This is a genomic window from Sporosarcina sp. CAU 1771 (genome assembly GCF_054482775.1).
In genome coordinates, this window is the sequence record NZ_JBTLRN010000017.1 from 38,687 (window position 1) to 54,567 (window position 15,881).

12 protein-coding genes, 2 tRNA genes and 1 pseudogene are annotated in these 15,881 nt (G+C 38.2%); 13 read left to right on the forward strand and 2 right to left on the reverse strand.

Annotation, left to right across the window (positions count from 1 at the left end; all coding sequences use genetic code 11):
- The first annotated feature begins 26 nt into the window (after positions 1 to 26).
- From ACXYMX_RS11660 to ACXYMX_RS11705, 10 genes and pseudogenes are all read left to right on the forward strand, one after another.
- Positions 27 to 1,088, forward strand: a complete 1,062-nt coding sequence (locus ACXYMX_RS11660; RefSeq protein ID WP_459044412.1) for a sugar ABC transporter substrate-binding protein — start codon at positions 27 to 29, stop codon at positions 1,086 to 1,088.
- Positions 1,089 to 1,205: 117 nt separating this feature from the next.
- A complete protein-coding gene (locus ACXYMX_RS11665; protein ID WP_459044413.1) occupies positions 1,206 to 2,624 on the forward strand; it encodes a sensor histidine kinase in 1,419 nt (472 codons plus the stop codon).
- A complete protein-coding gene (locus tag ACXYMX_RS11670; protein ID WP_459044414.1) occupies positions 2,617 to 4,047 on the forward strand; it encodes a response regulator transcription factor in 1,431 nt (476 codons plus the stop codon). The genes ACXYMX_RS11665 and ACXYMX_RS11670 overlap by 8 nt, the downstream gene beginning before the upstream one ends.
- 568 nt (positions 4,048 to 4,615) lie before the next feature.
- On the forward strand, positions 4,616 to 5,470 hold the full coding sequence (locus tag ACXYMX_RS11675) for a MurR/RpiR family transcriptional regulator (RefSeq protein ID WP_459044415.1): 855 nt from the start codon (positions 4,616 to 4,618) through the stop codon (positions 5,468 to 5,470).
- Positions 5,471 to 5,990: 520 nt separating this feature from the next.
- On the forward strand, positions 5,991 to 6,458 hold the full coding sequence (locus ACXYMX_RS11680; RefSeq protein ID WP_459044416.1) for a RidA family protein: 468 nt from the start codon (positions 5,991 to 5,993) through the stop codon (positions 6,456 to 6,458).
- 60 nt (positions 6,459 to 6,518) lie between these two features.
- Positions 6,519 to 8,021: pseudogene (locus tag ACXYMX_RS11685) on the forward strand (AbgT family transporter); the annotation flags it as partial.
- A gap of 79 nt (positions 8,022 to 8,100) precedes the next feature.
- Positions 8,101 to 9,618, forward strand: coding sequence for an amidase (locus ACXYMX_RS11690; RefSeq protein WP_459044417.1), 1,518 nt, complete (start codon positions 8,101 to 8,103; stop codon positions 9,616 to 9,618).
- Between the two features lie 25 nt (positions 9,619 to 9,643).
- On the forward strand, positions 9,644 to 9,859 hold the full coding sequence (locus ACXYMX_RS11695; RefSeq protein ID WP_459044437.1) for a group II intron maturase-specific domain-containing protein: 216 nt from the start codon (positions 9,644 to 9,646) through the stop codon (positions 9,857 to 9,859).
- Positions 9,860 to 10,090: 231 nt separating this feature from the next.
- Positions 10,091 to 10,558 (forward strand): GNAT family N-acetyltransferase, encoded by a 468-nt coding sequence (locus ACXYMX_RS11700; RefSeq protein ID WP_459044418.1) that lies wholly within the window; start codon positions 10,091 to 10,093, stop codon positions 10,556 to 10,558.
- Positions 10,559 to 10,604: 46 nt separating this feature from the next.
- Positions 10,605 to 10,745 (forward strand): hypothetical protein, encoded by a 141-nt coding sequence (locus tag ACXYMX_RS11705; protein WP_459044419.1) that lies wholly within the window; start codon positions 10,605 to 10,607, stop codon positions 10,743 to 10,745.
- Positions 10,746 to 10,873: 128 nt separating this feature from the next.
- Here the strand turns inward: ACXYMX_RS11705 and ACXYMX_RS11710 are convergent.
- A tRNA-Glu gene (locus tag ACXYMX_RS11710) sits at positions 10,874 to 10,945 on the reverse strand.
- A gap of 162 nt (positions 10,946 to 11,107) precedes the next feature.
- A tRNA-Met gene (locus ACXYMX_RS11715) sits at positions 11,108 to 11,181 on the reverse strand.
- 245 nt (positions 11,182 to 11,426) lie between these two features.
- On the opposite strand from ACXYMX_RS11715, the gene ACXYMX_RS11720 reads away from it, so the two are divergent.
- The 3 genes from ACXYMX_RS11720 to hpt are packed head-to-tail and all read left to right on the forward strand — an operon-like array spanning position 11,427 to position 15,832.
- Entirely contained in the window at positions 11,427 to 13,823 is a 2,397-nt protein-coding gene (locus ACXYMX_RS11720; RefSeq protein ID WP_459044420.1) for a SpoIIE family protein phosphatase, read from the forward strand.
- A gap of 33 nt (positions 13,824 to 13,856) precedes the next feature.
- Positions 13,857 to 15,266, forward strand: a complete 1,410-nt coding sequence (tilS, locus tag ACXYMX_RS11725; RefSeq protein WP_459044421.1) for a tRNA lysidine(34) synthetase TilS — start codon at positions 13,857 to 13,859, stop codon at positions 15,264 to 15,266.
- A gap of 23 nt (positions 15,267 to 15,289) precedes the next feature.
- Positions 15,290 to 15,832 (forward strand): hypoxanthine phosphoribosyltransferase, encoded by a 543-nt coding sequence (hpt, locus tag ACXYMX_RS11730; RefSeq protein ID WP_459044422.1) that lies wholly within the window; start codon positions 15,290 to 15,292, stop codon positions 15,830 to 15,832.
- Positions 15,833 to 15,881 lie beyond the last annotated feature (49 nt).

A 15,881-nucleotide genomic window follows, 5' to 3' on the forward strand; every position in this document is an offset into this window, starting at 1 on the left:
CCAATATATAAAGGGGGGAAGTTGACATGAAAAGAAGATTATCGTTCGTTTCTTTATTCCTGATATTTGCGTTCTGTTCATTTCTGTCAGCGTGCGAACCCCGATTAGAAACAGAGACTGAAGTAGAAAAAGAAAACACGGAGCAAACAAATACACAGCAACTGGCTGTAAAGAAATTTAAAGCAGAAAAGCCTAGGCTTGCATATTTCTCAGCGGGTTCAAGTAACACGTATCTTCAAGCTGGTATTACTGCAGCTGAAGAAACAGCTGAGAAATTAGGTGCTGATATCGACGTGTTTGATGGGCAGTTTGATACTTTGAAGCAATATAAGCAAGTTCAAAACGCAATCGCTGCTGACAAATATGATGCATTTGTGGTACAAGCTAATGATGGCAGGCAATTGTGTGATATTGTAACCAAGAAGGCTGCCAGTAAAGGGATAACGGTGGCAGTTATCAATTCTACGATGTGCGACGCTGAAGATTGGCATGAAGGAACGCTTACTTTTGTCGGTGGACAACAATACAATGTTTATGAGGGTATCGTGCACAAAATTTTCACAGATAACCCGGAGGGTGGGAAAATTGCAGGTATTTCAGGGCCGCAATCAGGTTCAAATGCAATCAATATGAAAAAAGCATTTGATAAACTGATACGGGAGTTCCCACAATGGGAATTGGTAGGATTTCTTGAAACAGATTACACTTCAAACAAAAGTTTTGAAGTAACCCAAAATATCATTCAATCAAACCCGGATATTAAAGTGATTTTCTCTAACTATTCAGGTATAACAGTCGGTGTTGTTGAAGCAGTGAAAGCTGCAAAACGTGATAATATAAAAATCTACGATTTTGGTGGAGATGAATGGACTTTCAAAGCGCTTGAGGATGAGTCTATTGAGATGAGTACAATCATGCTTCCACATGAGGAAGTACAACGGGCAATGGAAGCGATACTTGCATCTTTTGAAGGTGAAAAAGTGAGGAAGTTTATAGACTTAACAAAGGATCCAATTCTCCCTGGAACACCTTATGTAACAAAGGAGAATATGCAGCAGTTTAAAGAGAAAGGGCTACCTGAATATTAATTGTTACAAAATAATGGCCGACAGCATTAGATTGTAAATTTTTGCTCGTATGATAAAGTCTCTGAAAATACAATAATTATGATAACTATTTATATCTGACTAAAGGGGTATGGTACCTTGTTTATTAGTCTCAAGTACAAATACATCATTCTTTATTCCATCTTGACGATTATCCCTATCTTATTAATTGATACGGTAGCGTACCAGTTTTTAACACACAAATTGCGTAACAATATTATTGAATCACATGAGGAAATTGTCACACAGACCAATAATATGCTTTCCTTATTGAAAGACGCTAAAATCGATGTTGAGAAATCGGAAGAGCAGCGCAAAATTATTTATCACTCATTGGCGAATTCGGTATTGGGGCGAGGAAGTGAATTTGTAATATCGAATCAAGACGGGCAGCTGATCTACACAACGAATGCTCATCTGGCAAGCAAAGAATTACATATAAAGGCCATTCATAGCGAAGGAAGGAGTGGAAACTACTTAACTAGTTATTTGCAAGTCGAAAGATTGGCGGTATATTCATATAATCCAGTAACGAATTGGTATTTAGTGGTCTTTACACCAACGGACTATATTTTTGCGAAAATAGAATATATCGAAAAATTAATGATCGTCCTCATAACAGTCAGTGTTATTTTGGTCATGGTTTTAATTTTTGTGATTTCCAGTCATCTTACTTCACCGATCCATAAGCTAAAAAAGGCAATGCAGAGGATAGAAAATGGAAACTTATCTATCGAAGCAGAAAAAAATGTTTTCATTAAAGATGAAATCTGGCAGATCTCTCTCAGCTTCAAAGACATTGTAAACAAAATAAATACGCATATGTATAATGAGTACTTATTTCGTATTAAATCAAATGAAGCCAAATTCCGTGCTTTACAATCTCAAATTAACCCTCATTTTTTGCATAATACATTAGAAACGATAAATTCCATTGCTAGAGTTGAAAAAGTTCCATTAATCGCAGAACTATCAATGTCTTTGTCAAAAATGTTTCGCTATAATACCCTCAACGAAAGTAAATATGTTCTTATTCGAGACGAAATGAATCATATTGATCATTATCTTAACGTGCAGCTTATCCGTTTTAATGGGAAAATTCAAAAAAAAACCGATATTGATCCAGAAATAATGGACTATAAGATAGTTAAGTTTATCCTGCAACCCATTATTGAGAATTGTTTTGTACACGCTTTCACTAAAATAGCAACTAATGGTCTGATCTCCATTATAGCTTTTCGCATAGATAGAAAGATTGTGATTGAAATCCATGACAATGGGAATGGAATGGACGCAGAGTTGATAAATGAAGTCAATAAAACTTTGACTTCCTGGGAATGGAATTTCGATGAAGGAGATAACAATAAACAGAAAGTTGGAATCTACAATGTCAATACCCGAATTAGGATGGCATTTGGTAAAGAGTTTGGGCTGTATCTTAAGCCGAATTATCCCTGTGGTTTATCTGTTATTGTAACTTTACCTTTAACAAAAGGAGAGGGAATTTCTAATGTATAGATTGATGATTGTGGAAGATGAACCGTGGATTGCAAAGGGGTTAGAAGTGGCTCTTCCTTGGGAAAAGTTTGGTATCCAATTAATTGGGAGTGTCGGAAATGGTGCAGAAGCTTTAAAAGTTATAGACGATACTCCACCCGACATTATTATTACAGATATTATGATGCCAGTAATGGGCGGGATGGAACTATTAAATAAATTATCAGAAAAAATGGAACCTATGCCTGAAGTCATTATCATTTCAGGGTATAATGACTTTAAATACCTCCAACAAGCCATTAGACACGGTATTGCAGATTATCTTTTAAAACCTATTGAACCAAGCGATCTGGAAAAAATCATTACAACTCTCGTTCAAAAGATGAATATTCAAAAGAAAAATCAATTCCATATTCAGAAGATATTAGTTGAAAATACACTATATGAAAGTCTTTCATTGGAAGAAAATCGTGAACCTGATTTTAAGCTGCCTTTTCCCATATTTAAGATACTTTTCTCTATTGAACCCATTCATTTGGAAATGTTACGTTCGTTATCTTATGTTAGTGATTGGTATGTTCTCCCTCACCTGAACCATCATATTTATTTATTTGCATTTCAAACAAATGTACATGCGGATTTGTTTACTAAATTTGAGTACAGTAAGATACAGGGAAGATTGTCTGTCGGAATTAGCTCAAAGTATTATACAAATGATTTTGAATTTTACGATGCGTATAAGGAAGCAGAAAGCAATTTTCAGCACAACTATAATGAATTTCATACTCATAATGATATGCAGTTAGGGCCCGCACGATTAAATAGAGAACTGGAACAACAATGGATTCAGCTTCTACAAGATGGGAACAAGGAGAAAGTTTATTACATGATGGAACAGAATTTGAACGACTATTCCGCATTTGAACAGAGATGGAGTCTTGTTTTTCAGTTTTATCTTTTTTTAAGCAAATACAGCCCACAATCTAACTTAAAGTCAGTGGATTGGCTCTTTGAATTAAAAAAGATAAGAAATGACAGAGATTTAACCATGGCGCTAGAAACCATGATTGTTCCCCTTTTGGAATCTATCAGTGCAGAATGGCAGGGTAAGGTCTCGAATCTTTCAAGGGAAGCTGTGAACTTTATTGAACAGCACTATGACAATCCCTTGTTATCATTACTAGAAGTAGCAGAAAGATTAGGCATATCTGCTGCATATTTAAGTGTGATCTTTAAAAATGAGGTTGGAATGAATTATATTCATTTTGTTACCCGAAAACGTGTAGAAATTGCAAAAAAGGCACTGTTGGAAACAAAAAAAACAATCAATGAAATCAGTAGTATTTGCGGATTTAATGATGTTAAGTATTTTATTAAAGTATTTAAGAAGGAAATCGGATTTACCCCAAATAAATTCAGGGGAATTCATAGTTTAATTAAATAAAAATTGATACTAGTATTGATCGTAATTTTCCACAATTAAAAGACTGGAAATTCATAGTGTTGCAACACTTTCATTGGTAAAGGGGTATACGAACCGAAGTGAATTTCTTGAAATTGATTGGATTTGGCAGACACAAACGTTGTGGGTTTTATACTTATGGAATTTTTAAAAGAAAATGGAGAGGTTCGTAGCTTCTCCATTTTTTACATTGACGTGACGTTTAAGAGTTCTTATTCCTGTCAACTGAAAATGGTTGTGCCGAGGATTATAAAACTCGGCGGCTTGATGACTATGACTTTGATAATATTGATTAAAAAGTTCTTCAAATAAAGAGTTCATAGTTGGAGAACAGGCTGAACCTTACCATGTGGACGGCTATTTTTTATTAGGAAACATACAGGGCAACAAAAATACTACAAACTACTCTCTATTATTTTCTGTAATATGCTACCATTAATATCAATTAAGCAATCAATATATAACATTAGGTTTGACAACTATGTTCAGCAGTCACCGTCATGCGCTCGTCCCAATCAATGAAAATGTGATATTTGAAAGGAAAATAAGTATGGAATCTGTTAACGATCTAATTCGTAAAAATTTTACTTCTCTAACAAACGGACAGAAGATTATAGCGTCTTATATTCTTAAAAATCCCCAACAAACGGCTTACCGGACAGCAAAAGAAATTGGCGAGTTTACACAAATGAGCGAAACCACAGTGATTCGATTTTGTTATAGACTTGGGTATGCTGGCTTCAGTCAATTACAAAAAGCTATCCAGGGATCCTTGTTGGAAAATAGGCATCCGGATCCACTTGAGAAATTCAGAGTCTCCAAGGGAGTTCACATTAATACAGAGAATCTTATTGAATATAATAAAGAACAAGATATTGCCTTTATTGAACGAAATTTAGATTCTCTTAGTACAGAATTATACGAGAAGGTTATTCATGCCATTTTGCATTCAAAACAAATATGTGTAATTGGTTTGAGAAGTTCAAATGCTCCTGCTCGATGGTTGGCATATAGTTTAAACATGATTAAAGGAAACACTTACTTTTACAGAGGAGAACTTGATGATGCAATTTCTTTAGTTTCTGAGATGAATAAAAAAAGCTTGGTCATTGTCATTGCTTTTTCATTTCCAGAGTATACACAGGAGACAATCTCATTTGTCAAGAATGCAAAGAAAAAAGGCGTGCAAATTCTAACAATCACGGATAATGAATTGGCACCCATCAGTCTATTAGCAGACATGCTGATAAAAATTGAAACTCCCTCCCCAGCCGGCTTAAAAGGAATGCCTATTATATTTTCCATTTTGAATCTTATCGTTTCGGGAGTTTCATCTTCCAATCAGGTAGACATAGAAAAACGATTGAAAGATTATGAAAAGACGAGTGAACAGTTCTTTCTTTAAGGGATAAGATGATTGCCGAATGATGACAATTCATTTTTTAGCATATCTTGTTGAAGAGAGAAACGAACTAATGAGGGTGACCCGTATGGTTGTTGAATAACAATCTTGTGGGGTCTCCCTCTTTTTTTGACCCTAACAATTGATCCGTTCGAATTATTATAAATACCCTATAGATTTAATTTACTGAATAGTATATAATTTATAAAAAAAGAATTAACTTCATATATATTAATTATATGAAGTTTTTGCTTCTAACATTATTTGTTGTATGAGGAGGGAGGGATAAGGCTATAAAACAATATAGTGAGGAACAATGACATCTCAATCATCTCAATACATATTATCTATTCATTATTTAGCGATTTGTTGAGAGAATGATTGAATCATGACGGCGATTTTATGAAATTTCCATCACAACACATCTTTGTATACACAATACTTAATTAAATCAAAGTAATTTCACAAAATAAGAATCTATTGTAAAAAAAAAATCGTATTCAAAATGATGGAGGAAAATACCATGTCACAAATAGAACAAAGAATAATCGAGTCGGGGCTCGAACTTCCCCCGGCACCATCTCCAATGGCGAACTATGTAACATGCTTACAGGTCAACGATTTTGTTTACACTTCTGGGTCCTCTTGCTTTGTTGACGGTAAACCACTTTACAACGGTAGACTGGGCAGTGATCTGACGATAGAACAAGGATATGAAGCCTCCAGAATCACAGTGCTCAATTTATTGAGCGTAATCAAGGAGGAAATTGGAAGTCTTGACCGGATTGAGCGTTTTGTAAAAGTACTCGGTTTGGTTAGCAGTGCCAATGATTTCTATGATCAAGCGCAGGTGATCAATGGAGCTTCCGATTTGCTGGTCGAAATTTTTGGTGACAAAGGCAAACATACTCGATCTGCTTTAGGTACATCTGTACTTCCTTTTAACATCCCGGTAGAGATTGAACTGATTGTCAAACTTAAAGCCCAATAAGAAAAATTCGATAACAGGGGTGATATATCGATGCAAAATATTCAGGTAAAGTAACCAAGAAAGAAAGGATTATTTGTAAAATTCCTTGATCGCGTGGAGAAGTACGGGAACAAACTGCCTGATGTCCTTACATTGTTTTTGTTCATTATCTTGGCTGTTCTCCTTTTATCATCCCTTGCAGCATGGTTAGGATGGTCGACGGTCAATCCAACAACCAATGAAAAGATTGACGCGGTGAATTTACTTAGTAAAGATGGAATAGTAAGAATTTTAACGGAAATGGTAAGCAACTTTACATCCTTTCCACCTTTAGGTTTGGTTCTATCTGTAATGTTAGGGGTTGGAATTGCCGAAACGACGGGTCTCATCCCAACAGCGATGAAAAAAACGGTACTCCTTTCACCAAAGTCCCTTGTTGTACCAATCATCGTTCTTGTTAGTTTGCTTGGTCATATTACTGCAGACGCAGCTTTCATTGTAATGCCTCCGATTGCAGCAATGATTTTTCTCATGATCGGAAGAAATCCCATTGCTGGACTTGCATTAGCCTATGCCACAGTTGCCGGAGGGTTCAGTGCAAACTTGCTCCTATCCGTGGTTGATGTATTGCTAGCGAGCTTTACCCAGACTGGTGCTCAAATTTTGGATCCGACTTATATTGCCAATCCTGCTATGAATTATTACTTCATGGCTGCTTCCACAATTATGTTGATCCCATTAGCTGTGTATGTTAATTCTAAAATTGTTGAACCAAGATTGGGGTCTTATTCTGGACCGCGAGATGAAATGAAGGATATTTCAAAAGAAGAGAAACGTGGCTTACTATGGGCTGGTGTTGCTCTCCTCGTTTCTGTTGCAATCCTGCTTTTCTTAACGATTCCAAGCGGCTCTTTATTGCGTGATCCAGAAACAGATTCATTGTTGGTCTCTCCTTTAATGAAAGGCCTTGTTCCAATCATGTTACTCTTGTTCCTGATTCCAGCCATTGCATTTGGCGTTGGAGCGAAGGTAATTCGATCTGATAAAGATATTGCTGAACATCTGACGAAATCAATGTCCGGGATGGGTTACTACATTGTTTTAGCATTTGTTGCAGCACAAATGATCGCCTATTTTAACTGGAGCAACATAGGACCAATCATAGCTATTGAAGGTGCGGCATTTTTGAAGGATATAGGAGTAACGGGATTACCTCTATTGATTTTATTTATATTATTTGTTAGTGTAGTTAATTTTTTAATAGCAAGTACAAGTGCGAAGTGGGCCATTCTAGCACCAGTTTTTGTCCCGATGTTTCTAATAATGGGATTTACCCCTGCCGCAACACAGGCGGCTTACCGTATTGGAGATTCCGTTGTAAACACAATTACACCAATGCTGCCGTATTTCGCGATTTTACTGACGTTTGCGAGGAAATACAATAAGGATATTCAAATAGGTACCTTAATTTCAATTCTATTACCTTACACATTAATTTTCGGAATATTCTGGATTGGCTTGTTTGCCATATGGTATTTGCTAGGCTTACCACTCGGACCAGGTAATTTTATCCATGTGCCGTAAATACATCCGGTGTTTTCTGGATTCTGAAAAAAAAGAGAATAGATACTTGATAATATCAAATAAGGTGGAGGTAGGAAAAATGATTTCACACAAAGAAGTAGCTTTTATGTCAGCAAGTGAAATGGCCCAAAAAATTAGAAAACGTGAACTATCCCCTGTCGAATTGATGGAAGCATTCATTGAACGTATCGATGAAAGAAATAAAAGCTTGAATGCATTTATCTACTTTGGTTATGAAGACGCTTTGAAAAATGCAAAAGAAGCTGAAAGGGCTTTGCTTGCAGGCGAAGATGTGGGGATTCTTCACGGAGTCCCGTCCGCCATCAAGGATTTATTCGGTGCCAAACCAGGCTGGGTTTCCACTTTTGGGGGCGTACGTGCGCTTAAGAATAACGTCGTTGACCACTACAGTCCTTCCGCAGAACGACTGGAGAAGGCGGGTGCTATTTTAGTTGGAAAAACGAATAGCCCTGTTTTCGGATTTCGTGGTGCAACGGACAACGATTTATTCGGTCCCACCCGCAACCCATTTGATTTAACCAGGAATTCAGGCGGTTCTTCGGGTGGTGGGGCAGCAGCTGTTGCCGATGGACTTCTCCCGATAGCTGAAGGTTCGGATAGTGGCGGGTCAACCCGTATTCCTGCAGCGTGGTGTGGAATATACGGTTTTAAACCTGCAGGTGGCCGCGTTCCTTACCTTGGACGACCAAACGGATTCAGAACAGATCTTTTCTCAACGGAAGGGACGCTGACACGAACTGTTGAAGATGCTGCTCTTGGATTGACGGCCATAACAGGCTATGATTCTCGAGATCCTTATAGTTCAAATGAAAAAGTGGATTATATGGCGGCTTTGCAGGGATCAATCAAAGGATGGCGTATTGCGTACAGCCCGAATTTTGATGTTTTTCCTGTCGATCACGAGGTTTCACGCGTTGTTGCTGAAGCTGTAAACATATTAAAGCAAGCTGGAGCGATAGTGGAAGAAGTGAAGGTCGGAATCGGGTACCATCAACGGGAGATAAGCGATCTTTTCGTAAGCTCTGCCATGCGGATGTCCATTCCCTTATTTGAAAACTTCAAAAGTAAAGGAATGGATTTACTGAAGGATTTCCGTGACGATTTACCGGAACGCTACTTGGAAGGAATCGAACAGGCGTATTGCATGAGTTTGCTGGATGTTCAAAAGGATCAAAACATGCGCACAAATATCTATGATTCCGTGCAAAGTGTCTTCAACAATTATGACCTGCTGATTACACCGACTGCAGCGTGCCTGCCAGTCAAAAATACCCCCAACGGAACTACGGTGGGTCCGTCGCATATAAACGGGGAGGAAGTGGATCCACTCATTGGATGGGCCCTGACGACAATCACGAATTTCACAGGTCATCCTTCCGCTTCCATTCCTGCAGGTCTTGTCGGTAATCTGCCTGTAGGGATGCAAATCATCGGAAAACGCTATGGAGACGCAGATGTACTAACGGCCAGTGCCATTTTCGAAAAACTTAAGCCTTGGCAAGACACTTATGAAATCTGTAAAAACCGTCCTTTGGAAGTTCCAGAGTATGAAGTTAACTCGCGCGTTGAAGAGTAACCGAAATAAAGATATTCATATGATTATGGATAGATTTAAACGCTCGCTTGTAGGTTACTACAACTACTATTGCTTCACGGATAATACTCAAAGTGTTCACCAATTTAGAGACGAAATTCAATATTTACTCTTTAAATGGCTCAACAGAAGAAGTCAAAGAAAATCTTTTACTTGGGATAAATTCAATCTCTTTCTTCATAAATACCCGTTACCTTCACCAAGAATTAAAGTGAATATATAACGATTTAAGAAAGAAGATTGGCTACATTTTGTGAATGATGACTAGGAGGAGCCGTGTGCGTGAATAGCGCAAGCACGGTTCTGTGAGGGGGGAGGAACACAATCTACCGTAAGGTAGAGAGGTTCTCTTCTACTCGACTAGTTCAATAAGAAGACACTCTATTCTCTCAATTTTTTGTATAATCATAAATTTTAATATATATTTATACGATATAATTAAGGAGGATGATGTATGGAAATTAATCCCGTAGAAGTATCGGATGCTACTTTAATTCATGACCTAATGATTAAGGCATTTTTGGAGTATAAGGATGAAGTGCCACCATCTAGTGCTTTAGAAGAGACGGTTCAATCAATATCAGCATCTTTAAAAGGGGGAGAACAAGGCTTTATTGGATATGAAGATAATAAACCTGTGGGGATGGTACGTTTTCTATTAAAAGAAAATGGTCTTTATTTTTATAGACTATCAGTTATCCCAGAAAAACAGGGGCAAGGTATTGCGAAAAAAATATTAAAATCATTAGAAGACTACGCAATTAATAATGGAATTCACACGTTACTTTGTAAAGTTCGTTTGACTGTGCCTAAAAACATTAAATTATATAGTTCAATAGGATTTAACATTTATGAAGAGGAAGTAGTACATAAGCCAAACGGTATAAATATAAAAGTTGTTTCCATGGAGAAAAAATTATAGTTTTTCTTCAAGTAACGATATTTATTTATCAAATAGGGGGAATTCTATGAACTTGGTTTGTGAGTCTGAAAAATTAGATGATTATTTACTCGAATTAAATGAAGTTAATTATTCAAATCCAATTATAAAAAAGAAAGCAAATGAGCTTTTCAATCCATCTCTAACCGAAGCCTCCAGTGGGTGGTAAACCAAGAGAAAATAACAAACGTTTTCTTTTGGGAATCTTCGGGATCATGTTAGCTGCGATTGTGCTTAACTTGGTTCTGACTAATGCTAATAAAAATCCAACATGAACTATGTGTTGGATTTTTGAAATGACCCCTACGGGATTCGAACCCGTGATACCGCCGTGAAAGGGCGGTGTCTTAACCGCTTGACCAAGGGGCCGAGTGTTGAAATAGGTATTCAAACTAAGAAAGAAGTACTTATTGCTTTCTACCACGGTGTCTACAACACAAGTGCCTGTTGTAGAACCTAAGTTTAAGTTTTTTGGGTGTGCTACGCACACATGGTAAGGTTTTTCAAAACTTCGTTTTGAAAAACCTTTAATGGCGGCGGAGGGAGTCGAACCCCCGACCTTGCGGGTATGAACCGGACGCTCTAGCCAGCTGAGCTACGCCGCCTTTTTGACTTGATGAAGTCATGAATGAGATGCATTTCCAATAACTGGAGTTCAATTAGTAGGCATAATCTCAGCACAACAATCTATATAATACATGTGGGGACGAAGGGTGTCAACCCTTCGTTGTATAAAGAAAAAGAGTTCAGAAAGAGTCGAAAGATTTTGTCTCTTGCTCGCCATGAACAGACATTTTATTGGGCTTCGCCTATGTATACTCAAATATACGTCGACATAGGGGGCTAGGAGATGAAATTATCTAGTAATGTAGGAAATTCGATTACTCATCCAATTCGGATGCAGATTGAAGCGATTGGAAAAAAGAAAATGCAAATTATCGTTGCAAGTTTCTTTTTATTCGGTTCGTTTTTTTTATCTCAAGCAGTGTTGTTCGATGCTGCAGTACCATTTTTTCTACCGATATGGGCTTTAGCACGTGCTCGCTATAGGAACCATTTGATCTGGGTGTTTATTGGAGGGATGGCAGGGAGTACGTTTTTAGGAGTTGGACAAGCAGTTATTCATTTACTGGAACTTGTTCTTTTCAACTTGGCCATTCGATACGCCTTCGGAAGAAAATCGATTCCGCTTACAGTTATAAGTTCAATTTTCGTTGTTCAAGTAGTTTGGCAACTAGTTGCGTATAGCGGTCAACTTCCAATAGAGGTTCAATTATTCATAGGGTTTGAAGTGATACTTGCTTTTTTTATGACCTATTTCCTTTTTATTGCGTTTCCTCCTGCAGATCGTATTTACTTCGGAAAATGGACTCCTGAGCGACTCCGCGCGGCGTGTATAATAAGTGCATTAGCTTTAACGGGTATGAAGGGAATACTTATTGGGCATGTATCTATTGCGGGACTACTTATTCACTTAATGATTCTTTTAGCTGCGACAATAGGCGGGCTCCCTTTTTCGACAACTGTAGCGATGATTATAGCAGCAATTATTGGTGTTGCTGAATTGTCGTTTACTGGAATGATGGCCGTATATGGCATGACAGGTTTTTTTGCGGGTGTATTTAGACGATTTGGGAAAATTGGGATTGCTACGGGTGGTGGCTTTGTATCCATCTTCTTCTTTATGTATGACCTAACTTTACCGCTAGATATAACTCATTTTGCAACAATTGCCACGGCGACGATAATCTTTTTCTTAATACCCTCGAAAAAGGTAGAACCACTACGACAAGTTTTTTTCAAAGAGGAAACGGATGTTTCAGAAAAGCAGCAACAATGGCTGGCGGAGCGGTTGGATGAACAGTTATCAGACTTCCAGCAATTTGCAGAGTTTATGTCGACATTAGTAGGTGGACGATTTTCACCGGATAAAGAGGTAGCAGCAAGTGGACCACCTAAAATACCATCTGTTTGTCACACCTGTTTTCGGTATTCAAGGTGCTGGGAAAAGGATGAAAGGATGGGGCAGTTAATTAATGAATGGGAGTCAACGTATTCATTAGCGAAAAAAACTACGCGGCACAGGGTGGAAGAGAAGATAAAGTACAAGTGTATACGTTTTAAGGGATTGATTGGAGAACTTGAGGAGCGGGCGGGTGAAAACTTGTTAAGCGGCCAGCTTCAACACGGTAGAAAAATGCTGGCACTTCAATTGAGGGATATGAGTACACATCTCGACAAAATAATGGGCGAAATAAAAGAAGACATATCCGTTTATAAACCTGCCGAGGAAGAGTTGGAAAGAAGGTTTCAGGAAAAAGGGATAGAATATTTCCAAATTGATATATTATCTGAAGAAAGAGGGTCACGGAGGATTGTTTGTTGCATTCCGGAAAGAAAATCTGATTTTGAAACGAACACAACAGTGGCTGAGCGATTTATACTCCCAGTTCTTGAAGAAGTATATGATGAACCTTTTCAAATAACCAAATCCGCTTTGAAACTTGACCCATTTCCACATATTAGAATTACAATCAATTCCGCAGTACGATTTAAACTGAATTATGGAATCGTTGCAACATCTGGCGAAAAGGAATTTTACGCGGGGGATGCATACGAAGTGTTTCCGATTCATGATGGATTGACCGCTATTCTTTTATCGGATGGCATGGGGCAAGATATTCATGCATATCGTGAAAGTCGGAAAGTAATTCGTCTGATGAGGGAGTGTTTAGATCGGAAGATGAATCCGGAGACGGCTATGCATACACTCCATTACATGATGTCGCTAAATGGATTGGATGATATGTATGCGACTCTAGATCTTGCTTTGATTGACTTACAGGATGGAAGGCTTTGGTCTTGGAAAGCGGGATCGATGAGTACGTATATTAAGCGCGGAAATGAGTTTCTAAGACTGGATAGTAAATCGGTTCCGGTTGGATTTCTTCCTTCCTTTTCTGTAGAAGCAAAGAATGAAGCCTTGAAATCAGGGGATCTTCTAGTCATGATGACGGATGGAATGTTTAATGGAGAAATAGCGATTGAAGAGCAAGAGAAGTCGTTGTACGGTATACTTGGTAAATACGGTCATCTAGAGTGTGAAAAAGTTGCGGATCGCATTATGAGTGAAATGGAAAGACGTTTTCGCGGGATTTCAGACGATCGAACTGTCCTCGTAATGAAAATTAATCATGTGCTCCCTGAGTGGTCCAGTTTCACACCATATAAACAGATTAACAATTAATATGAAAACAAAGTAATGGAAGAAGGCGTACGGATGGAATTATTCAGCGACACTATTTTTGGCTTTGTAAATAAACATGAGCTACTTACGAAAGGAAGTCGTGTGCTCGTTGCATGTTCTGGCGGAGTAGACTCTGTTGCACTTCTTCACTTTTTATCATCGCATCGTGAAAAGTTAAACATTGAGGTTGCTGCCGTCCATGTAAATCATATGTTACGAGGGGAAGAATCGAAAAAGGACGGAGACTTTGTTCGTGCGTTATGTGAAACACTTAACGTACCTTTTTATGGTAGTGACATTCCGATTCCTGAAATTGTAATGGAAAAGGGAGGGAACTTGCAGGCGGTTTGTAGAGAAGAGAGATATGAGTTCTTTACAAAAGTTATGCGAGAGCACCAATTTGGTGTGCTCGCTACAGCCCACCATGCAGAAGATCAACTCGAAACGATGTTGATGCAGTTGACGAAAGGGGTTACTCCAACAGGTATCCCTATTCAGCGTCAAATTGAAGAAGGGCATCTGATTCGACCCTTTTTACCGGTTAAGAAAGAAGATCTTTACGCTTACCTTATGGATAACAATTTGGGCTATCGTGAGGATCCTAGTAATGCAAGCGATGCGTATATGCGAAATCGTTTCCGACAACATATTGTCCCATTTGTACTCAAAGAAAACGAAGTAGCCTCGGAAAATGCAGTTAAATTATCAGTGAAGCTGCAGGAGGATGACGCGTATTTAACAGCGTTGGCAAAAGATCAGTTGGATTCGATTGTTGCTATTTCTGAAGAAGGACTGCCATATGTTGATGGATCCTCATTTTCTAGCATGCCAACTGCTTTACAAAGGCGGATGATTCCTCTACTATTGAATTATCTTTATGATAAGAAAAATGTGCCTGTAGTCTACAAAACTGGACTCGTTGAACAGCTATTGAATCACCTTGATTCAACAGACGGAAATATTTCTATTGATTTGCCCCATGGTTACCGTTTCGTTCGGGAATACGATAAGTTAACTTTTGTTGAAAAGGAAAATACGCTGAATGACTTTGTCCAAAAGACATTGCCTAAAGGTACATGTATTTCCTGGGAAAATAAAGTTTGGCTTTATTGGAACGAGGTAGACAACGTAGACGAAGAGTTAGTGTTACGAGCGAAATCTATTATGTACTTTGACTTTCCAAACACGTCACTCCCTTTGACGGTAAGACATCGACAAGATGGCGATCGTATTCGGTTGACTGGAATGGCAAATGCAAAGCGATTGTCTAGGCTCTTCATCGATGAAAAAGTTGGGAAGTCAGTGCGTCAAGAACTACCTGTTCTTGTAACAGCGCAAGACGAGGTATGCGCAGTTCCTGGGTTACGGTATGGAGACGCGTTTATGCAAGAACCTTCAGCAGCGGGCAAATACATATTTTTATTAGGAGAAATAGTAAAATAATATCGTGAAAAGGTGGGGTTCGAATGCTTTCAAAGGATATCGAAGAAACATTAATATCAGAAGAAGCTATACAAGAAAAAGTAGCGGAGCTTGGAGCAATACTCACAGAAGAATACCAAGATAAATTCCCACTTGCAATCGGAGTTCTTAAAGGTGCATTACCTTTCATGAGCGACCTGATAAAGCGAATTGACGCTTATATTGAACTTGATTTCATGGATATTTCTAGCTATGGAAATGCGACTGTATCCTCTGGAGAAGTCAAGATTATTAAGGATTTAAACACGAGTGTCGAAGGGCGCGACATCCTTATTATCGAAGATATTATAGATAGTGGAAAGACACTTAGTTATTTGGTTGATTTAATGAAGTATAGAAAAGCAAATTCTATAAAAATCGTCACTCTCCTCGATAAGCCAACTGGCCGGAAAGTGGATTTAGAGGCTGATTATATTGGCTTTGTTGTACCAGACGCATTTGTTGTCGGGTACGGACTTGATTACGCAGAAAAATACAGAAACTTACCCTATATCGGTGTGTTAAAAAAGGAAATCTACTCTTTTTGAACACTTTGAGGTAAACCTAAAACAAGGTCAATGAAAAATGTGTTTTAAC